The following is a 21,206-nucleotide window of genomic DNA, read 5'->3' on the forward strand; positions in this document are numbered from 1 at the left end:
AAAAGTGCGAAGCGGTTTTCCGTCCGGAGTTGCGGCCTACTTCCAAGGAAACGTGCGAAGCGGCTTTGCGTTGAGGATTGCGTAACCAAGATTCCTGGTCACGAACTTGCTCCGCCCGGTTTTTGCCGGGCGGTTTTTCATCCGGTCGTCGGACCAACCGTCTGTTAAATCTCTGCCGCTAGTCTGTATCAAAAGGGGATATGGAAAGGCATTTCGATGAACGGCGCGGCACCTGTCTTGCAGCACTTCCTGAACAAGGAAGAGTCCTTCATGTACGATCGGGAGACCAGTTTCCCGATGGAGGACACGCGAAACGAGGCGCGCATCGAATACACTGAGAAGGGCATGACGCAACTGAGCTCTCGTCGCTGCGAAATCATCAAGCTTTCGAAAAGCGGCGCGCTGATCAGCATCCTCACGCAGTACCAGCTGCCACAGAATTTCTACCTGGATATCCCGAGCGCACGCATCCAGATGGTCGGCTGCCTGTTGAAGCGGGTGCATGCCAACAACGTCATCGAGGCGCGCTTCCTGCGCATGCTGACCGACCGCGACCTCAATCGTATCTTCGTCTACAGCAGCCATCCGAACCACCGCAACCGGACGCTCGACATCTACCGCTGAGTGCCATGCTGGGCTTGACGGCTCCACCGCGCTCAATGGATGGTTGTGGTCTCAATCAACGGATTCGGACCTGAACCATGCAGCGACCCTATCGGCTTTCGTGCCATTGCGGCGATATCGCCGTCGAAGTCGACCAAGAGCTTGGTGGTCTCGTCGACTGCAACTGCTCGACCTGCCGGCGCTCCGGCTTTCTGCACTGGAAGGTGGACGCCGCAAAGGTAAAGCTCTTGACCGAAAAGCGTCGCCTGTCGAGCTACATCTGGCGCGGCGTCAACGAGGGGCACCATTTCTGCCCGACCTGTTCGACCCCGATCATGCGCAGCGGCTATCCGGATAACAAGATCTCGATCAATGCGCGCTGCATCGAGGGGTTGATGTCTTCACGCTGGAAATCGAGCGCTATGACGGGCGCAACGACATGTTCCCCGGGCCACTGCCCTGAGCTTTTCACGATCGTTTGAAGACCAAGCGCCGCCCCAACGGGAGCGGCGCTTTTCTATGTCAGTGGAAGAGAACGCTGGCGCCCTGATCAGCCGCACCCGCGATCGCGCGGAACGGCGCGAACAGCTCGCGGCCCATGCCGAAGTCGTTGTCCGACAGATCCGCATGCGCGGGCACACGTGTCTTGAGTGCGATGTCCTCGACCAACACCTCGATCGTTCCGGCAACAGCGTCGATGCGGACGATATCGCCTTCCTGGATGCGGGCGATCGGGCCGCCGTCCTTGGCCTCCGGCGTCACGTGGATTGCCGCCGGCACCTTGCCGGACGCACCCGACATGCGGCCGTCCGTCAGGATGGCGACGCGCTGGCCGCGGTCCTGCAGAATGCCGAGCACGGTCGTCAGCTTGTGCAGTTCCGGCATGCCGTTGGCCTTCGGGCCCTGGAAGCGCACGACGGCGACGAAGTCGCCCTCGAGCTTGCCGGCCTTGAAGGCGGCATTGAGCTCGGCCTGGTCGTGGAAGATCTTGGCTGGCGCCTCGATGATGTGACGGTCCGGCTTGACGGCAGAGATCTTGATGACGGCCTTGCCGAGATTGCCGGTCAGCATTTTCAGGCCGCCCGAATGCTGGAACGGCTGATCGATGGTCGCAAGCACCTTCGGGTCAGCGCTTTCCTTCGGCGTCGGCACGCGTTCGACATTGCCGTCGGCGCCAAGCCGGACGTCGATCTTGTAGGCGTCGAGCCCCTGGCCGACGACGGTGCGCACGTCGTCGTGCAGCAGGCCGGCGCGAAGCAGCTGGCTGATCAGGAAGCCCATGCCGCCGGCGGCGTGGAAGTGGTTCACGTCGGCAAGCCCGTTCGGATAGACGCGGGCCAGCAGCGGAACGATGTCCGAGAGCTCTGAAATGTCCTGCCAGGTGAGCACGATGCCGGCAGCCCGCGCCATGGCGACGAGGTGCATCGTGTGGTTGGTCGAGCCGCCGGTCGCATGCAGGCCGACGACGCCGTTGACGATCGAGCGCTCGTCGATCATTTCGCCCGCCGGGGTGAACTCGTTGCCCATGGCGGTGATCGCCAGCGCCCGCTTAGCGGCTTCCTTGGTCAGCGCGTCGCGCAGCGGCGTGCCCGGATTGATGAAGGAAGCGCCGGGCAGGTGGAAGCCCATGATCTCCATCAGCATCTGGTTGGAGTTGGCGGTGCCGTAGAAGGTGCAGGTTCCCGGTCCGTGGTAGGACTTGGATTCCGCCTCGAGCAGTTCGTCGCGGCCGACCTTGCCTTCGGCGAACAACTGGCGGACCCGCGCCTTCTCGTCGTTCGGTAGGCCCGAGGTCATTGGTCCGGCGGGAACGAAGATCGCCGGCAGGTGGCCGAAGGTGAGCGCTGCGATCACGAGGCCCGGCACGATCTTGTCGCAGACGCCGAGATAGACGGTGGAATCAAACATGTTGTGCGACAGGCCGACGCCGGCGGCCATGGCGATCAGGTCGCGGGAAAACAGCGAGAGCTCCATGCCCGGCTGCCCCTGCGTGACGCCGTCGCACATGGCCGGCACGCCGCCGGCAACCTGTGCGACGCCCCCTGCCTCGCTTGCCGCCTGGCGGATCAGCGCCGGATAGGTCTCGAACGGCTGATGCGCCGAAAGCATGTCATTGTAGGAGGTGATGATGCCGAGATTGGCCACGCGGTCGCCCGCAAGCGCTACCTTCTCGGCGGGGGAACAGACCGCAAATCCATGCGCGAGGTTGCCGCAGCCGAGCACGCTGCGATGCGGACCGCTCGATGCCGCCCGGCGGACGCGATCGAGATAGGGCTCGCGGTGGGGTTTCGAGCGCTCGACGATGCGAGCCGTGATCGAGGCAATGCGGGAATCGGCGGACATGACAAATCCTGTTCCGGAGTCTTCAGACTCCTCATCTTCATCCAGTCATCGTCCGGAGCGCGGCGAGCTTGGGAGAGCGCAAGCCGCGTCCCGGCGTTTCTCAGAAACACCTGTCCATTCCGACGGGAGCGCGCCACCGGCTGAACGTGTCTCCAAAGTTCCTATCGGGCCGGTTCGGCCCAACATCATTCCGATCTACGGCGCCCAGTAAATCTGCACCGGCGACGCGGCGCGGCGCAGCATCGCGCGGATCGGCATGTCCTTCTCGTCGCCAGCTTCTTCGGCCTTGGCGAGAACCGTCTTCTTGCCTTCGCCTTCGATGTGCAGCACCAGAAGCCGCGCATCCTGGAGGCTGGCAAAAGTAAAGGTCAGCCGGGTTTCGCCGGCACCCTCGGCTTCCATCGTGATCACGCCGCGCGGCGTTGCCGGATCGATGGCGCGCGCGAGCTGCGATCCGCCCGGGAAGAACGATGCAGTGTGCCCGTCCGTTCCCATGCCGAGGATCGCCACGTCGAACGGTGCACCGATCTTCGCCGTTTCCCGGCTTGCGAGATCAGCCGCGGCCTCCGCTGTCGGGGCCGCCTGGTAGAGCGGCAGGAAAGTTGCTGCAGCGGCCTTGTCCTGAAGCAGGTTGGCCGCCACGAGGCCGTGGTTGGAGCGGTCGCTTTCCGGCGGCACGAAGCGTTCGTCGACCAGCGTCACCGTCACCTTGTCCCAGGCGATGTCCTTCTTCGAAAGCGCCTGGAAGAATGCCTTGGGCGTGGAGCCGCCGGAGACGGCGATGCTTGCGGAGCCGCGTGCGGCGACACCGGCAGCAAGAGCGCTGCTGACCGCATCGGCAAGGCCTTGCGCCAGTGCTGCGCCGTTTTCGAATGTATGAAGCTTAGACGTCATCGGCGCACCTATATCGCGTCGTTCCAGGTCCGGCCGTCACGCTCGATCAGCGCAATTGACTGGCTCGGACCCCAGGTGCCGGCGGTGTAGCCCTGAACCTGCTGCCCGGTTTCTTCCCAGGCCTTCAGGATCGGATCGACCCACTTCCATGCGGCCTCGACCTCGTCGCGGCGCACGAACAGCGTCTGGTTGTTGCGGATGACGTCGAAGAGCAGCCGCTCATAGGCATCCGCATTGCGCACGGCGAAGGCTTCGGCAAAGCTCATGTCCAGCGAGACGCTGCGCAGGCGCATGCCGCCCGGGCCCGGGTCCTTGATCATCAGCGACTGCTTCACGCCTTCGTTCGGCTGCAGGCGGATGACCAGTTGGTTGGCCGAGATGCGGCCGGCATTGCTGTCGAAGATCGAATGCGGGATCTGCTTGAAGGTGATGACGATTTCCGACATGCGGCCGGCAAGGCGCTTGCCGGTGCGGATGTAGAAAGGCACGCCGGCCCAGCGCCAGTTGCTGACTTCCGCCTTGATCGCCACAAAGGTCTCGGTGTTCGAAACGCCGCCTTCGAGTTCTTCGAGGTAGCCCTTGACCGGGCCGCCGGCCGAAGCGCCGGCGCGGTACTGGCCGCGCACCGTCACCTGCTCGACATTCGACGAGGTGATCGGCTTCAGCGCGCGCAGAACCTTCAGCTTCTCGTCGCGCACCGCTTCGGCGTCCATCGAGGTCGGCGCTTCCATGGCGACGAAGCAGACGAGCTGCAGGATGTGGTTCTGCACCATGTCGCGCAGCGCGCCGGCCTTGTCGTAGTAGCCGGCACGATTTTCAAGCCCGACGGCTTCCGACACGGTGATCTGCACGTGGTCGATATGGGCCGAGTTCCACAGCGGCTCGTAGAGCGCGTTGGCAAAGCGCAGCGCCATCAGGTTCTGCACCGTCTCCTTGCCGAGATAGTGGTCGATGCGGAAGATCTGCTCTTCGCGGAAAACCTTGCCGATCGTGTCGTTGAGTTCGGTCGCAGAGGCGAGGTCGCGGCCGATCGGCTTTTCGACGACGATGCGGGTGTTCTTGGTGATCAGCTTGTGATCGCGGATGCGCTCGGAGATGTCGCCGAAGATCGCAGGGCCGACGGCGAGATAGAAGGCGCGGATGCGCTCCTTGCCCTCTTCGAGGATCTTCTTCAGCGAGTCCCAACCCTGGTCGGACTTGGCGTCGACGGAGACGTAGAACAGGCGTGCAGCGAACTTCGCGACTTCCTCTTCCTTGTACTCTTCCGCCTTCAGATGTTCCTTCAGAGCATCGACGGCAAACTTGCGATAGTCCTCATGGCTGAGCGCCGCGCGCGAGGCGCCGATGATGCGCGTCGGCTCGGTGATCTGGCCTTCCAACTGGCGGTGATAGAGCGCCGGCAACAGCTTGCGCTCCGCAAGATCGCCGGTGCCCCCGAACACCACATAGTCAAATGGTTCGACGGGGATGATCTGGCTGCTCATGGGATATCTCGATCTGTTCAGGTCAGGGGCACATATAATCTAATCGATTTAAAGGCGCTAGAGTGCGGCGCAATAAAATGCCGCCGCAAGCGTTTTTCAAAACCTGTCGCGTAATGCGTACCAGCTAAGCGCGAAGAAGAGAAGGGCGGAGCGGAACCGGGTTCCGCCCGGAAAAGCCGGGATTTTCAGAGCCTTCAAGAGGTCGAGCTCGGTGCCCTTGCCGAGCGCCAGGTCCGCATAGAGCTTGCCGCAATAGTTGGAGAGCATCACACCGTGGCCGGAATAGCCGCCGATCGAGGTGACGCCCGGCATGACCTCGCGACAAAAGGGGGTGCGCGGCATGGTGATACCGACGGAGCCGCCCCAGGCGTGGGTGATCTCGACATTGGCGAGCTGCGGGTAGATCTCGCTGATCTGCCGGCGGATATGGGTGGAGATGTCGCGCGGATTGTCGGCCGTATAGGCTTCGCGGCCGCCGAACAGCAGCCGACCATCCCGCGACTTGCGGAAGTAGCGCACGACGAAGCGCGAATCGTCGACCGATTCGCCGCCGGGAATGACATCAGGGTGGTCCGAAAGCACCGTCGTCGCGCCGATGAAGGAACGGATCGGCATGACGTGGCTGGCGCTCACCGGCTCCAGGTTGCCGATATAGGCATTGCAGGCGACGAGAACGCGGTCGGCGGTGATGGTGCCGCGGTCGGTGGCAATGACGATCGCGCCACCCTGGCGGTCGATTTTCAGGGCCCTGGTCTGCTCGAAAAGGTTGGCGCCGGCAAGCGCTGCCTGTTTCGCAAGGCCGACCAGCAGCTTCATGGGGTGGATATGGCCGGTGCCGGCATCGCGAATGCCGAAGTGGTAGTGGTTCGATCCGAGCCGGCTTGCTGTTTCCTCGCGCTCCATGAAAGTCAGATGCGGATAGCCGAAGCGCGCCGCCATCGCTTCGGCATGGTCGCGATAGTCTTTTTCGAGGCTTTGCTTGTGCCCGACCGAGAGCTGGCCTGGCACGAATTCGATGTCGATCCCGTTCCCGTTCGCGAAGTCGAGCACGTAACGCTTGGCGTTCTCGGCCATGTCGAACAGTGCCTGCGCCCGCTCATGGCCGAGGCTTTCCTCCGTCTCATCCGCCCAGGCGCGCTGACCTGTGCCGAACTGGCCGCCATTGCGGCCAGAGGCGCCGTCGCCGAAGCGGCAGGCGTCGATCAGGGTGACGTCGACGCCTTGCTTGGCAAGGTTGTAAGCCGCCTGCAATCCCGTATAGCCGCCGCCCACGATCGCGACATTGGCTTTCCGCGATCCCGGCATGGCCGGATACTCCGGTCGGTCCGGAACCGTCGCCTCATACCAGGAGTAACCGGGCGAGATCGGGCTTTGCCAGGACATGGAGAACCTCTGAGGTCAGACGTTGAGAAGCAGGAATTCGCGTTCCCAGGGACTGATGACCTGCATGAAGGTCTCGAACTCGCCGCGTTTGACGCCGGCATAGATGGCGATGAACTCCGGGCTCAGCACCTCGGCCAGCGACGGTGCCGATTCCAGTAGGGCCACGGCTTCGAGCAGGCCGCGGGGCAAGTCGATCTCGCCCTCGTTGGCCGTGTCCTCGGTCGGCGCCGTCGGTTCGCGCTGTTCGATGATGCCGAGATAACCGCAGGCAAGCGAGGCCGCGAGCGCCAGATAGGGATTGGCATCTGAACTCGGCAGCCGGTTCTCGATACGCCGGGCGACCGGCTCCGACACCGGGATGCGGAAGGCGGTGGTGCGGTTGTCGTAACCCCAGGCGGTGTTGACCGGCGCCGACATGTCGGGCGTCAGTCGGCGGAAGGAGTTCACATAGGGCGCCATCATCACAAGCGTGCGCGGCACATAGTGCTGCATGCCGCCAATGAAGTGGAAGAATTCCTTCGATGCGGAACCGTCCGGGTTGGAGAACAGGTTGCGGCCGGTGTTGATCTCGACCACCGACTGGTGAATGTGCATCGCCGAGCCCGGCTGGCCCTGCATGGGCTTCGCCATGAAGGTGGCGTAGATGCCGTGTTTCAGCGCCGCCTCGCGGATGGTGCGCTTGAACAGGAACACCTGGTCGGCCAGCTCGATCGGATCGCCATGGCGCAGGTTGATCTCCAGCTGCGCCGGCCCTTCTTCGTGGATCAGCGTATCGATCTCGAGACCCTGCTTCTCCGAGAAGTGGTAGATGTCGTCGATCAGTTCGTCGAATTCGTTGATGCCGGCGATCGAATAGCCCTGGCCGCCGAGAATCGAGCGACCGGAGCGGCCCTTCGGTGGATGCAGGGGATAATCCGGATCGTCATTGGTGGCGACGAGGTAGAATTCGATCTCGGGTGCTACGACCGGCTTCCAGCCTTTCTGCTTGTAGAGATCGACCACGCGCTTCAGCACGTTGCGCGGCGTGTAGCTGATCTGTTCGCCCTGCGATCCGACGATGTCGCAGATCACCTGCGCCGTCGGGTCGGTCTCCCAGGGCACGACCGAAAGGGTCGAGAGATCGGGCACGAGCTTGATGTCGCTGTCGCGGGAATCGTAGCGGAACTGGCCGGTTTCGTCTGGATATTCGCCCGAGATCGTGTGGCGATAGACGGCGGACGGCAGCGCCAGCGAGGTATTGGAGGTGAACTTCGAGGTCGGCATCATCTTGCCGCGCGGAACGCCGGCAAGATCGGGCGTGATGCATTCGACGTCTTCGATGCCGCGGATCTTGAGCCAGTCCGTGGCTTCCTTCCAGGTCTTTACACCTCGGAGGGAGTGGAGGGCGGGAGGTATTTTCGAAGTTTTGCTGATTTTCGTTGTTTGTTGGGCAGCACTTCTCTTGGAGGGCATAAATCACCGGTTTTGGCTTCGGATAGCGCATCATAACCACAGATTGGCAATTGGCTAGATGGGCTTGATCATTGACTTTCTGCTTTGCCCCCGGAATGGAAGGACAAACGAGCGGAGTGTTTGGTGGCTGAAAAGACAGATGTGGTCATCATTGGCGCCGGTGCCGCCGGCATGATGTGCGCCATCGAGGCGGGCAAGCGCGGCCGCCGCGTGGCCGTGCTCGACCATGCCAAGGCGCCGGGCGAAAAGATCCGCATCTCCGGCGGCGGCCGCTGCAATTTCACGAACATCCATGCGGGACCGAAGAACTTCCTGTCGACCAACCCGCATTTCTCAAAGTCGGCGCTGGCGCGCTACACCCCGCGCGATTTCCTGGCTCTTGTCGAAAAGCATGGCATAGCCTGGCACGAAAAGACCCTCGGCCAACTCTTCTGCGACCATTCGGCGAAAGACATCATCAAGATGCTGCTTTCCGAAATGCGTGACGTGCATGCCGATCTTCGCCTCGAAACGGCGATCGAGAGTGTCGAGCGCCATGGCGCCGGTTTTCGCGTGATGACGGGCGAGGGGCCGATCGATGCGCAGTCGCTGGTCGTTGCCAGCGGCGGCAAGTCGATCCCGAAGATGGGGGCGACCGGGCTTGCCTACCGGATCGCCGAGCAGTTCGGTCTCGGGCTCATTGAAACGCGGCCCGGTCTCGTGCCGCTGACGCTCGACCCGGCGCAGCTCGAAGCGATCGGGGAACTGGCCGGCGTCGCCGCAGATGCGGAAGCGCGGTCCGGCAAGACGGCGTTCCGCGAGGCGGTGCTGATCACCCATCGCGGCCTGAGCGGCCCTGCGATCCTGCAGATATCCTCCTATTGGCGCGAAGGGCAGGAGATCGTGCTCAGGCTGATGCCCGACATCGACATTGCCGCGATCCTGAAAGAAATCCGCCGCACCCACGGCAAACAGGCGGTGCAGACGGCGCTCGGCGATATCCTGCCGCGGCGGCTGGCACAGTTTTTCGCCGACGGCGCAAAGCTGACCGGGCGCCAGCTTGCCGACCTCTCGGATAAGGCCATCAATCAGCTTGCTACCTCGATCCAGGCCTGGACCATCAAGCCAGCCGGTTCGGAAGGCTACCGGACGGCCGAAGTTACGCTTGGCGGCGTCGATACCAACGGGCTCGACTCCAAGACGATGCAGGCCAAGGCGGTGCCGGGGCTCTATTTTGTCGGTGAGTGCGTCGATGTGACCGGATGGCTCGGCGGCTACAATTTCCAATGGGCCTGGGCATCGGGCTTTGCGGCCGGCCAGGACGCCTGATCTCCCCGCTTTTGGCGGATCGAGCTTCAGTGATTGTTAATGTATCTCGCCGAACCTTTATCCTTGTCGGCACAGCCGGCAGTTGGTGGATCGGATTGTCGCGTAAACGGAAATAACACTGTTTCTAATTTTTTGACTTTCTTCCGCCACGGCATGGCTGCAATATAACTGTGACAGGCAATGCGGGGTCATCCGGACCGAACGTTGCCGGTCAATGTGACAAGGACAGGATGCCATGAACCAAATCCGCCGCCGTCCCCGCGCCATCGCGATCGCCCGCACCGATGAAAGCCGTCAGCAGAAGGCCGTGCTCACGCGCCTCGCCTTGATTGCATTCTTTGCCGTTGCTGCCCTCGCAGCCCTCCCGGCTCTTTGGTTCTGAGTTCAGGGGATCGGCCCTGAGCGGCCGTCTCTCGGGCGCATTTGACGCGTCCGCGCACGCCTACGGATTTTCTGTCGCGGGCGGAACGCGCTTATACAAATTTTAATCGTTCAAAACAGATAGTGTGACGATGTGAGTTTCGTCAGGTTCACGTTGCCGAGGAGTGGCGCCGTGGATCCGCAATGATTGCCGACGGACTGGCGGTGTGCGCCGCATGATTTTTCGAAAAACATCAGCCTGTTTGCGCATCGGGTGGCTCTCGATCGTTCGCACATTCACGCCTTGTCGTTGAGTGCGAAGACGTAGTGAGCCGTCGGGGGAGGCGAATGCGAGCTGCGAGCCAAGGTGTTTTCCATGTTCATCGATAGAATTCTTGCCCGCTTCAAGATCCAGACGAAGGTGCTGTTTTTCATCCTGCCCTTCGTCGTCAGCATCTGTGCCGTCGGTATCACCGGCCTCTATGCATCCGGCCTGCTTCAGGGACGCATGGAGATTTCCAACAGCGTGTTGCAGACCTTGAGCGGCTTCAAGGATGTCTATGCGGGCATGAACGCCTTCCTGCATTCGACCACCGAAGAAACACGTGATGCCGTGCAATCGACGATCTCGGCGCAGAAGGACGTGCTCGCCGATACCGCTGCACAGGTTGCCGGCCAGAACGGCCAGGACGAATTGAAGGCGGCGATCGCGGCGACCAGCGACATCGAAGCGCGCATCGGCGGCCTTTGGACGCTGCACGTTGGCGAGCAGGACCTGCGCACGGCAATGAGCTCGAACCTCGACGCCTTGCTGATCGAGCGCGCCAAGATCAATGAAGAGTCGAACCGCCTGCAATACGCCGTTCGCAAGAGCGAGAACGCCGCCAAGACCATGCTGCGCGAAGCCGAAAAGCTGATGCGCGCAAGCCGCTTCTTCAACGAGTTCGGCACCGAAGTGAGCAAGGCGATCACCGTCGAGGAGAAGCTGAAGGCGGTCAAGGAACGCTTCCCGATGATCGGCCGCACCGAGCGTGACATCTTCCGCCTGCTGCCGAAGGACGAAAAGTCGCTCACCGAGACCATCACCTCGGCTTCGAGCGAGATCGGCTCGATCCTGAAGGCGCCCGCCGGACCGGAAACGCTTGCCGGCATTTCCAAATATGTCGACCGCTTCCGCACTGCGAGCTTCCGCCTGGAAGCGGCTTCCGTCGGCAAGATGCGCGACGCCACGCGGATTTTCGCCGAACTCGACGAACAGATCGTCACGACGGAATCGGTTCTGACCGCTACCCGTAGGCTGTCGTCGTCGATCACCGATATCCAGATTTCCGCCGCCACCTTCATGGGGCAGACGAACGAGGGCAATCGCCAGAAGCTGCTCGACAAGTCGCTTGCCGTTCAGCAGAACATGGCGACGCTTCGCGGTGTCGCAAGCGACGGCGCATCCTTCGACAAGATCGCCGACACGTTGATGCCGATCCTGACCGCGATGAAGAAGGATGCCGCAGCGCTCGTCGAAATCACGGTCAAGCGCACCGCAGACTTCGACGCCGCCGGACAATCGATCAACCAGATCTGGACCGATCTCACCGAATTTGCCGAACAGCAGAAGGTTGCCGCCGGGACCGAGCGCAACGAGGCGAACCAGATCTCGGTTGCCGCCACCGTTGCCGGCGTCGTCATCGCGCTTCTGGCCGGCATCGCGCTGACGCTGACGCTGAAGAAGCCGATCGGTCAGATCACCGCGGCGATGCGTCGTCTCGCCGATGGCCGCCTCGACACGACGATCGATGGCGATGGTCGTCGCGACGAAATCGGCGACATGGCCCGTGCGCTCGGCGTGTTCAAGGAGAACGCGCTCTCCAAGGTCCGCATCGAAGCGGAAAGCGAGGAGCAGCGCAGCCGCGCCGAAATCGAGCGTAGCCGCAACGACCAGGAAAAACGCGAGCTCGATCGCCAGATCGATCTTGCCGTCAGCGAGCTTGCCGCTGGTCTCGGCCGCCTGGCCCAGGGCGACCTGTCGCGCCAGATCGACGTGCCGTTCCATGGTCGCCTCGAACAGCTTCGCCAGGACTTCAACGGTTCGCTGATCCGCCTGCAGGACACGCTCGCCCAGATCCGCGCCAATGCGCAGGCGATCCAGGAGAGCGGCTCCAGCATGCACCATGCGGCAGATTCGCTGTCGAAGCGCACGGAGGCCCAGGCCGCCTCCCTCGAAGAGACGGCGGCCGCCGTCGACCAGATCACCGTCACCGTCCGTTCCTCGGCCGAGCGTGCCGGCGAAGCCAACCATGCGGTGATCCAGACGAAACGCAGCGCCGATAGCTCGGCGACCGTCGTCACCAACGCGATCGCCGCCATGGGACGCATCGAGGAGGCCTCGCGCCAGATCGAGCAAATCATCGAAGTGATCGACGACATCGCCTTCCAGACCAACCTCCTGGCGCTGAACGCCGGCATCGAGGCGGCACGGGCGGGTGAAGCCGGAAAGGGCTTTGCCGTCGTCGCCCAGGAAGTGCGTGAACTGGCCCAGCGCTCGGCAGAAGCTGCGCGCGAGATCAAGGGCTTGATCAACAAGTCGACCAACGAGGTCAATGCCGGCTCGCACCTGGTCAAGGAAACCGGCGAAGTGCTGGCTTCGATCAGCGCCCAGATCGTCACGGTCAGCCAGCACGTCGAGATGATCGCGACTGCCAGCCGCGACCAGGCCGTGGCGCTCAACGAGGTCAACGGCTCAGTCAACCAGATGGACCAGATGACGCAGCAGAACGCCTCGATGGTGGAAGAGGCGACGGCGACGAGCCGCGCGCTCTCAAACCAGGCCGACACGCTGATGATGCTGGTCGAGCAGTTCCGGCTGGAGCCGGCGGCGGAAGACTACGACAACTACCGGGCGGCCTGAGGCGTGCGGTAGACGGTTTCGCTGGCGGCAGGCAACGCCGCCAGCCGAAAGCACGGCAACCGGTGCCGTGCGATATAACAAGGGCAGGGGCTAACATTGCACCGCGTGGCCGCAGGGCTTCGCGGTGCTTTTTTTATCGGCGTAGAGGCTGCTCTTGCGTCGCTTGGTGACCGCGGCCGCGAGTGTTGTGAAGGTTCGACGTAGAAGGGCGGGCGGTTTCGGATCGAAATCCTCGTCCCAGCGGCGCGTTTTCAGGGCCATGTCGGCGATGTAGACCATTGCCATCATTTCCATCGCGATGCTCCTTAGTTGATGGGCATCACTTCTTTTATGCAGCAAAACTAGTTTTACATACATCGGGTATCGCTCTATGTTTTTCACCGATGAAAGACATGGATTGGGATATCTATCGCTGTTTCATGAGCGTGGCGCGCGCTGGTGGGCTCACCGGAGCGGCGCAGGCGCTCGGCTCCAGCCCGGCGACCGTTGGCCGGCGGATGCTGGAACTCGAGGAGCGCACGGGCCGCGCGCTGTTTCTGCGCAGCCAGACCGGCTACCAGCTTACCGGCGATGGTGAACTGCTGTTCGAGCAGCTTCAGGAAATGGAATCGGCGGCGCGCCGGGTCGAGAGCTGGCGGCAGGAAGGCGAGGGCGTAACGGTCCGCATCACCGTCGGTACCTGGATCGCCTGGCTGCTGGCGGAGAACTTTCCGGCGCTCTGCACCGAAAGGGACGGCTTCAGCCTCGCGATCACGGTCGGCGAAACACGCGCCAGCCTCGCCTATCGCGAGACCGATATCGGCATCCGCGCCTTCGAGCCCGAGGAGGCCTATCTGGCGGCAAGTCCGGTCGGCGACGTCGCCTATGCCGCCTATCGTCAAAAGAACGCGCCGTCGGGCGCGAGCGCGCGATGGGTGGCCGTCGGCGAGGAGGAGGCGATCTCCGCCTATCTGCGCTGGCCGCACGAGCAGATGAAGGGGGGCTGGGAGGGGCGGATCGTCGCCACGGTCACGCGGCCGCGCTCGCTGCTCGATCTCGCCCGCGCCGGCGCCGGCTGTGCGGTGCTTCCTTGTTTCGTCGGCGATCTCGATCCGATGCTGGAGCGCGCCGGCGAGGAGATCCCGGCGCTCCGGCACCGGCAATGGATCGTCATGAACAATGAGGATCGCCACCGCAAGGAAATACGAACGGTCGTCGACCGCATGACCAGGCTGTTGCGTAGTCACGTGGACATCTTTGCCGGAAAGCGACCGCGCCGCAGCTGAGGCGGAGCAAGGACTGAACCCTGCTGCTGGGAACGCTACCGCCGTGGTCTTTTTTGTATATGGGTCAGCGCATCAGCAGCTTGACGAGTGCCGCCTGCGAGTTGACCCGGGTCTTGGCGTAGATGCTTTTGAGCTGCGTCCGGATCGTCTCATAGCTGACGCCGTTGGCCTGCGACATTTCCTTCAGCGTCAGGCCGGCGGCGATACCGCAGGCGATGCGGATTTCGGCGGGGGTCAGACCATAATTGTCCTTCAGATGGTCGTGCCTGAGATCGCCGAGCAGCGACGTCGCGGGCTCGACCAGAACCGCCACAGTCGGTCCGTCGAGAAGTTCGGTAAAGATGCTGGCACTTCGCCGCACCAAGGTAATGCGGAAGGCGCCGTGCTCCGCGGTCCTGACGACACGCAGTTGCGGCTGTGCCGGTGCGCCGACCGGCGAGGCCAGAAGCTCGAGCGCCGCATTGGTTTCCGGTTCGTCCATGAACAGGCGGCCGTTGACCGCGACCCGGAACGGTGAGCCGTTCGCCGCCATTCGCTCGGCGTTGTGGTTCATCGAGCGGATGCGCAGATTGCCGCCCACATAAATCACGCCGACGCCGATCGTATCGAGCAGGGTCCGGCCCTCATGCTGCTCGGCCATCATCAGGTCGCGCCGCCGCAGGAAGTCGAAGGCGCGCTTCAGGTGGGGCGCAAGAAGCGTGTACTGGTCCGCCGCCTGCTGGTTGAGTTCCTCGTCGGTCGACGAGGTGCAGGTCGACACGAGCAGGGTCCGCGTCGGGCTGCGCACGATGGTCACGCCGACGGTGGTCTCGCTGCCGGTCTGGCGCTTCAGCCAGTCATTGTAGAATTCCGATTTCATCAGCTCCGAGCGCGAGACGATATGCTCGCCGGAGAGACCGCGGCCCACCGGCACGAGAACCGATTTCGGTATCCAGGGATTGATCGCCGCGAAGTGATCGTTGAACTGGTCGATGGCATCAGAGGTAAAGCCGGAGACATAGGGCACGCACGACGCTGGCGCTGTGAGGTCATGATAGTGGAGCGCAGAGCATCCATCGGGCATGGTCGTCGTCAGCCGGTCGAGAAAATCCTGCCAGCCGCAATCGCCAAAGGCGGCGCCGTAGATCAGCTCCGTCAGTTCGGCGGTATCTGCAGGTTTCGTCGAACGATACATGCGTGCCTTTGTCTAAGACAGGTATGCCTAATATAGTCAGGCATCACGGGTTCGATCAACCTGAAATAGCGGAGACAAGCATTCGTTGCGTGCGTTGCCATCCTGACAACGCAGAATAGCCGGCAAAGAGCCGGCTATTCCAATTTCTCCCACTTTCAACCGGTTTCGGTGAAATCAACTTTTGGTTGCTCTCACGTTCGCGGCCACAGCTGTGTGGCGGAGCGCTAGCGGCGACAGCAGGATCGTCGCGAACAGCGTTGTGGCGAGCATCATGGCCGGCCCTGGGTGACGATAACCGGGATCAGCAGGTCGCCCCAGTTCCCTTCGCCGCCGTGGTGGCGGGCGGAGCGCACGAGCTCGACCGAAACGCCGGCATCGACGGCCTTCATGACGGACTGGTTGAGGCGGTGCAGGTCGTTGGCGACCATGCGGATTGCCGCCTGCTGGTCCGGGGTCATCGCCGAAGACTGTTCCTCGGCCCGTTCCTTGACGCGTGTCTGGACTGTCATTGGACTTCTCCTTGAGGTTCGAGGCTGGAGGTGCTTGCGGTTTTCCGCCCGCATCCATTTCACTTACGAGGGGTCGGCAGGAGCGCAGCGGGCAGGGATTGCCACGCTCCCGCCGGGCTTTCACTCTGCGGCCGGGCGGAATTGATCGTGCTCGGTCGATTCCTTCATGGCTGTTGTCGAGGACTGGCCGCCGGTGATCGCCATCGAGACGGCGTCGAAGTAGCCGGTGCCGACTTCGCGTTGGTGCTTGGTCGCGGTGTAGCCGTTGACCTCGGCGGCGAATTCCGCCTCCTGCAGCTCCGAATAGGCGGCCATCTGCCGTGCCTTGTAGCCGCGCGCCAGTTCGAACATGCCGAAGTTCAGCTGGTGGAAGCCGGCAAGCGTGATGAACTGGAACTTGTAGCCCATCGCGCCCAGCTCTCGCTGGAACTTGGCGATCGTCGCGTCGTCGAGGTTCTTTTTCCAGTTGAACGACGGCGAGCAATTGTAGGCGAGCAGCTTGCCCGGATGCGCCTTGTGCACGCCCTCGGCGAACTTGCGGGCCTGTTCCAGGTCCGGCTTGGAGGTCTCACACCAGATCAGGTCGCAATGCGGCGCATAGGCGATGGCGCGGGCAATGCAGGGCTCAAGCCCGTTCTTCACCTGGTAGAAGCCTTCGACCGTGCGGCCGGCATCGTAGTCGACGAAGGGGCGATCGCGCTCGTCGATGTCGGAGGTGAGCAACTTTGCCGCTTCCGCATCGGTGCGGGCGATGACCAGCGTCGGCGTGCCCATGACGTCGGCGGCAAGCCGTGCCGCGTTCAGGTTGCGGATATGGGCTGCCGTCGGGATCAGCACCTTGCCGCCGAGATGGCCGCACTTCTTCTCCGAAGCAAGCTGATCCTCGTAGTGGACGCCGGCAGCGCCCGCCTCGATGAAGGCCTTCATGATCTCGAAGGCGTTGAGCGGACCGCCGAAACCGGCTTCGGCGTCAGCGACGATCGGTGCGAACCAGGTGTCGACCGAAAGGCCCTTGCCTTCTGAGGTCTCGATCTGGTCGGCGCGCTGCAGCGTGCGATTGATGCGCTTGGCAAGCTCAGGCGCGGCATTGGCCGGATAGAGCGACTGGTCCGGATACATGGCCGAAGCGGTGTTGGCATCGGCTGCGACCTGCCAGCCGGAGAGGTAGATCGCCTTCAGGCCGGCGCGCACCATCTGCATTGCCTGGTTGCCCGAAAGTGCGCCGAGTGCGTTGACGAAGTCGTCTTCGTGAATGAGTTTCCACAAGCGGTTCGCGCCCATTTCGGCCAGCGAATAGCGGATCTCGACCGACCCGCGCAGCCGCTTCACGGTCTCTGCGGTATAGGGGCGATCGACGCCATCGAAGCGGCCTTGCGGTGCGCTGGGAACGAGCTTGTAAAAATCAGTCATTACTTCCTCCTGTCAAAATCAAACACCCATTCGACTTTTGTCGTATGGCGACTTGTGTTTCGAGTTCATGTGACAGTTTTTACATTGCGCTGCAGTATTCGGCTATTGGAAACGGTCGTTTGCAGAGATCAAAAGGGTTATGTTGTCTTGCCTTTGACAGGGCGGCGAAGTAAATTTGTAAAAAATGTAAAACGCCCTGCGTTGAGCGGATTGTAAAGGTAGTTACAAATGGCCGAGAACAAGATCTTTGCCGGCCCGCGGGTCAGGCGCATTCGTAACGGCCTGTCGCTGACGCAGACGGCCATGGCCGAGGCCCTCGGTATCTCGCCGTCCTATCTCAATCTGATCGAGCGCAACCAGCGGCCGCTGACGGTGCAGCTGCTTTTGAAGCTTGCCTCGGTCTACAAGGTCGACCTCGACGAGTTGCAGGGCGAAACCGGCGGCAGCCTCACGCAATTGCGCGAGGTTTTCGCCGATCCACTGCTGTCGGCCGAGCTGCCGGGAGAGCAGGAGCTGATCGAGGTGGCAGAAGCGGCCCCCAATGCTGCCGGCGGCGTCGTCAAGCTCTACCGCGCCTATCGCGAGCAGGCAGCGCGTCTCAGGGACTTGGCTGACCTCCTGGCGGGGCAGGGGCACATGGAGGCGCTTTCGGGCACACGGTTGCCGATGGACGAGGTACGCGAGACCTTCGAGGGGCGGCCGAATTATTTTGCCGGCATCGAGGCGGCGGCGGAAGCCTTCCACGAGGCGCTCTCGCCGGGTGATGATCTCATCGGCGCGCTCAAGGCCTGGCTGAAGAAGGAGCATGGCCTCGTCGTGCGCAGCCTGCCGGTCCATGCCATGCCGAACCTGCGCCGTCGCTTCGACAGGCACTCCATGCGCCTCTTCGTTTCCGAGCGGCTGTCGCCCTACGACCAGTTGCGCGAGATCGCGATGGAGGCCGTGTCGATTGCCTGCCACGAGGCGATCACGGCCGAGCTTGGGTCGTTACGGCTTTCGACCGCGGAGGCACGCCGTATTGCTCGCTTCGAGCTGGCGCGCTATGGCGCGCATGCGCTGATGATGCCCTATGCTGCGTTCCTCGCCGCCGCACAACGGGCGAAGTACGACCTCGATGTCCTGCGCGCCCGTTTCCAGGTCTCCTTCGAACAGGCGGCCAACCGGCTGACCATGCTGCAACGGCCGGGCGCCCAAGGGCTGCCATTCTTCCTGATGGAGATCGACAATGCCGGCCACCGATTGCGGAGGGCGGGCGCATCGGGCTTCCCTCAGGCAAAGTTCGGCGGTGGCTGTCCCAAGCTCAATATCCATGCCGCCTTCTCAGTGCCGGGCCAGCTACTGGTCGATCGTGTCGAGATGCCCGACGGCGCTGCATTCTTGACCATCGCACGCACGCTGGAGGGTCCGCAGGCGGCGTTCCACGAGCGCGTCCGGCGCACAGCCCTGCTTCTAGGCTGCGAAGCTTCGTTTGCCGACGAGACCGTCTACGGTTCGGTGCTGCTGCCGGCGGTCGAAATCGGTGCCGGCTGTCGGCTCTGCGAGCGCCAGGGCTGCCTGGCGCGTGCCGAGCCGCCCGTTACCCGGCCGCTCGGACTTGATGAGATGGCGACCGGGCTCAGCGTTTTCGATTTTCAGTAGCTGACGGGGTGCTGGTTGGGCAGAAGCGGCGCATTCGCGGCAAAGCATTCCGCCGGTAGCCCGGTAGTATAGCCGCGGGTGATATGGGCCGTGTCAGCATAGGCCTTGTTGCGCATCAGGATCGCGTGCAGTTCCGGTAGATTGTAGAACGGCACACCGGGATACAGATGGTGCTCCAGGTGGTAGTTGATGTTGTGGGGCGCGAAGAACAGCTTCTCCCAGGCGTGCGGATAGACGGTGCGTGAGCTCGTCAGTTCGTCGCTATAGTCCATGCTGCCGAAATGCTCGGCGACGCTGCGTATATAAAGGAACAGGCAGAAGAAGGTGAGGAACGGCACCACCCAGTAGAGCGCCACTTCCCGCCAGATGCCGAAGAGCGTGAAGATCGCGGCGGCGGCGGCGTAGAAGCCGACGCGCAGCAGCTTGTACTGCAGCGTTGAACGGTCGTTCTTGCCCATGCGTTTGGCCATATGCAGCATGTCGCGCAGCGAATTGACCGCGACGAGGTAACCGAGCAATTGCGTGACGCCGCGCGCAACCTTTTGCGGAAAGGTGAATTGCGGCATGCCGAGCTTCGCTGTCCAGTCCGGATCCTCGTCGCTATTGGCGTGCTGATGGTGGGCGAGATGGTTCTGGCGGTAGCCATCGACCGTGGCCAGCACCGGCCAGGCGAGCAGCAGGTCGCTCATCCAGTCGCTGAGTTTCCGGTTGCGGATGATGCGATAGTGCGCCGCCTCGTGGATCATGCAGCCGAGCGCATGCATGCGTCCGGCGATCAGCACCACGGCAATCAGGTAGACGAAGACATTGCCGAAATACTCGCTGACGGCGATGGCTGCTGCGATCATCGTCCAGTCGAATGCGATTGCCGCAAGGGCCTTTTGCGGCTCGAGCACCGACAGGCGCTTCAACTGCTTCGGATCGATCCTGCGGCTTTTCCCGCCGACGATCTGCTCACCCATGACGACACCTGAGATCCTGAACCGCAACTGTCGGGAAAATCGCATGGCGATCATGGTTAATCAATCGTAAATGGCGGTCCGTACAGAGGCGGCAAAGCTATGGTTAACGGTGCCGCCGCGGCCGGGTCGAAGGCGACAGGCTGGAAGCAAGGCGCCATAAGTGCCCGTTTTTCTTCGACTTGTGAAACTGATGAGCCCACAGGGCGGCGCTTCTTATCGGCACGAAAGCGCTTGAGGTTATCGAGAAAGATGCCTAACCTCCGGCCTGAACGAAGCGGATTGGACGGTGTCCCGGCGTGCCGGGCCCGATACGAAAAAACCAAGAGGGGAGTTGTATGTCCAAGCTCATCGTCACAACCCTGGCGGCAGCCGTTCTGGCCGGCTCGACCATGCTGGCCTCGGCGCAGGAGCGCGTGGTCAACGTCTACAACTGGTCGGACTATATCGACAGCAGCATTCTGGAAGATTTCACCAAGGAGACCGGTATCAAGGTCGTCTACGACGTCTTCGATTCCAACGAGATCCTGGAGACGAAGCTGCTTGCAGGTGGCTCCGGCTACGACGTGGTGGTGCCGACGGCAACCTTCCTGCAGCGGCAGATCGCCGCGGGCGTGTTCCAGAAGCTCGACAAGTCGAAGCTGCCGAACCTTTCCAATATGTGGGACGTGATCATGGAGCGTACGGCCAAGTACGATCCGGGCAACGACTATGCCATCGACTACATGTGGGGCACAACCGGCATCGGCTACAATGTCGACAAGATGAAGGCGATCCTTGGCACGGACGAGAAGCCCAACTGGGACGTCATCTTCAAGCCGGAACTGGCGGCGAAGTTCAAGGATTGCGGCATCCACATCCTCGATTCCCCGACCGACGTGATGCCTTCGGCGCTCGCCTATCTCGGCCTCAACCCGGATAGCCACGAGGCGGCCGATCTCGAAAAGGCGGCTGAGCTGCTGGCGAGCATCCGCCCCAATGTGCGCAAGTTCCATTCCTCGGAATACATCAACGCGCTCGCCAACGGCGACATCTGCCTTGCAATCGGCTTTTCCGGCGACGTCTTCCAGGCCCGCGACCGTGCGGCCGAAGCCAAGGCTGGTGTGACCGTCGACTACGCGATCCCGTCCCAGGGCGCGCAGATGTGGTTCGACATGCTTGCGATTCCGGCTGATGCACCGCACGTCGAGGAGGCGCACGCCTTCCTCAACTACATGATGAAGCCCGAGGTCGTCGCCAAGGCATCGAACTATGTCTTCTACGCCAACGGCAACAAGGCCTCGCAGCAGTTCCTCGACAAGGCCGTCATGGAAGATACCGCCATCTACCCGACGGAAGAGGTGATGCAGAAACTGTTCACGGTGACGCCCTTCGAGGCGAAAGAGCAGAGGGTATTGACCCGTCTCTGGACAAAGGTCGTAACCGGCCAGTAAGAGCGGAAAACGAATTGCCCGGACCTCAAAATCCGGGCAATTTTCTTAAGGGGGCACCGGGGAAAACGAGAGTGCCCATCGGCTGTATC

Annotated in this window: 18 protein-coding genes; 8 read left to right on the plus strand and 10 right to left on the minus strand. The window is 62.4% G+C overall.

The window, feature by feature from the left end:
* Nucleotides 1-216 precede the first annotated feature (216 nt).
* Complete coding sequence (locus ASD63_RS16450) at nt 217-624, plus strand: hypothetical protein (RefSeq protein WP_034800789.1); 408 nt, start codon at nt 217-219, stop codon at nt 622-624.
* A 77-nt stretch (nt 625-701) separates the two neighbouring features.
* Complete coding sequence (locus tag ASD63_RS16455) at nt 702-1,085, plus strand: GFA family protein (protein ID WP_234798730.1); 384 nt, start codon at nt 702-704, stop codon at nt 1,083-1,085.
* A gap of 40 nt (nt 1,086-1,125) precedes the next feature.
* Here the strand turns inward: ASD63_RS16455 and edd are convergent, their stop codons facing one another.
* The 5 genes from edd to ASD63_RS16480 all read right to left on the minus strand — a co-directional run bounded on the left by edd (nt 1,126) and on the right by ASD63_RS16480 (nt 8,159).
* Nucleotides 1,126-2,946, minus strand: a complete 1,821-nt coding sequence (gene edd, locus ASD63_RS16460; protein WP_034800791.1) for a phosphogluconate dehydratase — start codon at nt 2,944-2,946, stop codon at nt 1,126-1,128.
* Between the two features lie 195 nt (nt 2,947-3,141).
* Nucleotides 3,142-3,840, minus strand: a complete 699-nt coding sequence (gene pgl / locus ASD63_RS16465; RefSeq protein WP_034800794.1) for a 6-phosphogluconolactonase — start codon at nt 3,838-3,840, stop codon at nt 3,142-3,144.
* An 8-nt stretch (nt 3,841-3,848) separates the two neighbouring features.
* Nucleotides 3,849-5,324, minus strand: coding sequence for a glucose-6-phosphate dehydrogenase (gene zwf, locus ASD63_RS16470; protein WP_034800796.1), 1,476 nt, complete (start codon nt 5,322-5,324; stop codon nt 3,849-3,851).
* A gap of 96 nt (nt 5,325-5,420) precedes the next feature.
* Nucleotides 5,421-6,707 (minus strand): FAD-binding oxidoreductase, encoded by a 1,287-nt coding sequence (locus ASD63_RS16475; protein ID WP_034800797.1) that lies wholly within the window; start codon nt 6,705-6,707, stop codon nt 5,421-5,423.
* Between the two features lie 15 nt (nt 6,708-6,722).
* Nucleotides 6,723-8,159, minus strand: coding sequence for a glutamine synthetase family protein (locus ASD63_RS16480; protein WP_034800800.1), 1,437 nt, complete (start codon nt 8,157-8,159; stop codon nt 6,723-6,725).
* Between the two features lie 123 nt (nt 8,160-8,282).
* Between ASD63_RS16480 and ASD63_RS16485 the strand changes: the two genes are divergently transcribed.
* The 3 genes from ASD63_RS16485 (at nt 8,283) to ASD63_RS16490 (ending at nt 12,729) form a co-directional block, all read left to right on the plus strand.
* Nucleotides 8,283-9,467 (plus strand): NAD(P)/FAD-dependent oxidoreductase, encoded by a 1,185-nt coding sequence (locus tag ASD63_RS16485; RefSeq protein WP_034800802.1) that lies wholly within the window; start codon nt 8,283-8,285, stop codon nt 9,465-9,467.
* Nucleotides 9,468-9,702: 235 nt separating this feature from the next.
* Nucleotides 9,703-9,849, plus strand: coding sequence for a hypothetical protein (locus ASD63_RS35685; protein WP_089044690.1), 147 nt, complete (start codon nt 9,703-9,705; stop codon nt 9,847-9,849).
* 354 nt (nt 9,850-10,203) lie between these two features.
* Entirely contained in the window at nt 10,204-12,729 is a 2,526-nt protein-coding gene (locus tag ASD63_RS16490) for a methyl-accepting chemotaxis protein (RefSeq protein WP_034800805.1), read from the plus strand.
* Nucleotides 12,730-12,819: 90 nt separating this feature from the next.
* Here ASD63_RS16490 and ASD63_RS16495 read toward each other — a convergent pair whose 3' ends face one another.
* Entirely contained in the window at nt 12,820-13,023 is a 204-nt protein-coding gene (locus ASD63_RS16495; RefSeq protein ID WP_034800807.1) for a hypothetical protein, read from the minus strand.
* An 89-nt stretch (nt 13,024-13,112) separates the two neighbouring features.
* Between ASD63_RS16495 and ASD63_RS16500 the strand changes: the two genes are divergently transcribed.
* Nucleotides 13,113-13,994: a LysR family transcriptional regulator gene (locus ASD63_RS16500; protein WP_034800810.1), complete on the plus strand. Its 882-nt coding sequence runs from the start codon at nt 13,113-13,115 to the stop codon at nt 13,992-13,994.
* A gap of 64 nt (nt 13,995-14,058) precedes the next feature.
* Here the strand turns inward: ASD63_RS16500 and ASD63_RS16505 are convergent, their stop codons facing one another.
* The 3 genes from ASD63_RS16505 to aceA all read right to left on the minus strand — a co-directional run bounded on the left by ASD63_RS16505 (nt 14,059) and on the right by aceA (nt 17,087).
* Nucleotides 14,059-15,168, minus strand: coding sequence for a helix-turn-helix transcriptional regulator (locus ASD63_RS16505; RefSeq protein ID WP_034800812.1), 1,110 nt, complete (start codon nt 15,166-15,168; stop codon nt 14,059-14,061).
* A gap of 269 nt (nt 15,169-15,437) precedes the next feature.
* A complete protein-coding gene (locus ASD63_RS16510; RefSeq protein ID WP_034800815.1) occupies nt 15,438-15,677 on the minus strand; it encodes a hypothetical protein in 240 nt (79 codons plus the stop codon).
* A 120-nt stretch (nt 15,678-15,797) separates the two neighbouring features.
* Nucleotides 15,798-17,087 carry an isocitrate lyase gene (gene aceA, locus ASD63_RS16515; protein ID WP_034800818.1) on the minus strand — a complete coding sequence of 430 codons (1,290 nt, stop codon included), beginning with the start codon at nt 17,085-17,087 and terminating at the stop codon, nt 15,798-15,800.
* 228 nt (nt 17,088-17,315) lie between these two features.
* On the opposite strand from aceA, the gene ASD63_RS16520 reads away from it, so the two are divergent.
* Nucleotides 17,316-18,725: an XRE family transcriptional regulator gene (locus ASD63_RS16520; protein WP_034800820.1), complete on the plus strand. Its 1,410-nt coding sequence runs from the start codon at nt 17,316-17,318 to the stop codon at nt 18,723-18,725.
* Here the strand turns inward: ASD63_RS16520 and ASD63_RS16525 are convergent.
* Nucleotides 18,719-19,687: a fatty acid desaturase family protein gene (locus ASD63_RS16525; RefSeq protein WP_051659564.1), complete on the minus strand. Its 969-nt coding sequence runs from the start codon at nt 19,685-19,687 to the stop codon at nt 18,719-18,721. The genes ASD63_RS16520 and ASD63_RS16525 overlap by 7 nt on opposite strands.
* A gap of 389 nt (nt 19,688-20,076) precedes the next feature.
* On the opposite strand from ASD63_RS16525, the gene ASD63_RS16530 reads away from it, so the two are divergent.
* Nucleotides 20,077-21,117 carry a polyamine ABC transporter substrate-binding protein gene (locus ASD63_RS16530; protein WP_306299847.1) on the plus strand — a complete coding sequence of 347 codons (1,041 nt, stop codon included), beginning with the start codon at nt 20,077-20,079 and terminating at the stop codon, nt 21,115-21,117.
* The last annotated feature ends 89 nt before the right edge of the window (nt 21,118-21,206 follow it).

It is taken from the genome of Ensifer sp. Root558 (assembly GCF_001427045.1).
Taxonomy (GTDB): Bacteria; Pseudomonadota; Alphaproteobacteria; order Rhizobiales; family Rhizobiaceae; genus Ensifer; species Ensifer adhaerens.

Coding starts and splice junctions, on each gene's coding strand:
- ASD63_RS16490 (WP_034800805.1), top strand. CDS start 10,204: ATGTTCATCGATAGAATTCTTGCCCGCTTCAAGATCCAGACGAAGGTG.
- pgl (WP_034800794.1), bottom strand. CDS start 3,840: ATGACGTCTAAGCTTCATACATTCGAAAACGGCGCAGCACTGGCGCAA.
- ASD63_RS16525 (WP_051659564.1), bottom strand. CDS start 19,687: ATGGGTGAGCAGATCGTCGGCGGGAAAAGCCGCAGGATCGATCCGAAG.
- ASD63_RS16450 (WP_034800789.1), top strand. CDS start 217: ATGAACGGCGCGGCACCTGTCTTGCAGCACTTCCTGAACAAGGAAGAG.
- ASD63_RS16505 (WP_034800812.1), bottom strand. CDS start 15,168: ATGTATCGTTCGACGAAACCTGCAGATACCGCCGAACTGACGGAGCTG.
- ASD63_RS16495 (WP_034800807.1), bottom strand. CDS start 13,023: ATGGAAATGATGGCAATGGTCTACATCGCCGACATGGCCCTGAAAACG.
- aceA (WP_034800818.1), bottom strand. CDS start 17,087: ATGACTGATTTTTACAAGCTCGTTCCCAGCGCACCGCAAGGCCGCTTC.
- ASD63_RS16455 (WP_234798730.1), top strand. CDS start 702: ATGCAGCGACCCTATCGGCTTTCGTGCCATTGCGGCGATATCGCCGTC.
- zwf (WP_034800796.1), bottom strand. CDS start 5,324: ATGAGCAGCCAGATCATCCCCGTCGAACCATTTGACTATGTGGTGTTC.
- ASD63_RS16520 (WP_034800820.1), top strand. CDS start 17,316: ATGGCCGAGAACAAGATCTTTGCCGGCCCGCGGGTCAGGCGCATTCGT.
- ASD63_RS35685 (WP_089044690.1), top strand. CDS start 9,703: ATGAACCAAATCCGCCGCCGTCCCCGCGCCATCGCGATCGCCCGCACC.
- edd (WP_034800791.1), bottom strand. CDS start 2,946: ATGTCCGCCGATTCCCGCATTGCCTCGATCACGGCTCGCATCGTCGAG.
- ASD63_RS16530 (WP_306299847.1), top strand. CDS start 20,077: ATGCTGGCCTCGGCGCAGGAGCGCGTGGTCAACGTCTACAACTGGTCG.
- ASD63_RS16475 (WP_034800797.1), bottom strand. CDS start 6,707: ATGTCCTGGCAAAGCCCGATCTCGCCCGGTTACTCCTGGTATGAGGCG.
- ASD63_RS16480 (WP_034800800.1), bottom strand. CDS start 8,159: ATGCCCTCCAAGAGAAGTGCTGCCCAACAAACAACGAAAATCAGCAAA.
- ASD63_RS16500 (WP_034800810.1), top strand. CDS start 13,113: ATGAAAGACATGGATTGGGATATCTATCGCTGTTTCATGAGCGTGGCG.
- ASD63_RS16510 (WP_034800815.1), bottom strand. CDS start 15,677: ATGACAGTCCAGACACGCGTCAAGGAACGGGCCGAGGAACAGTCTTCG.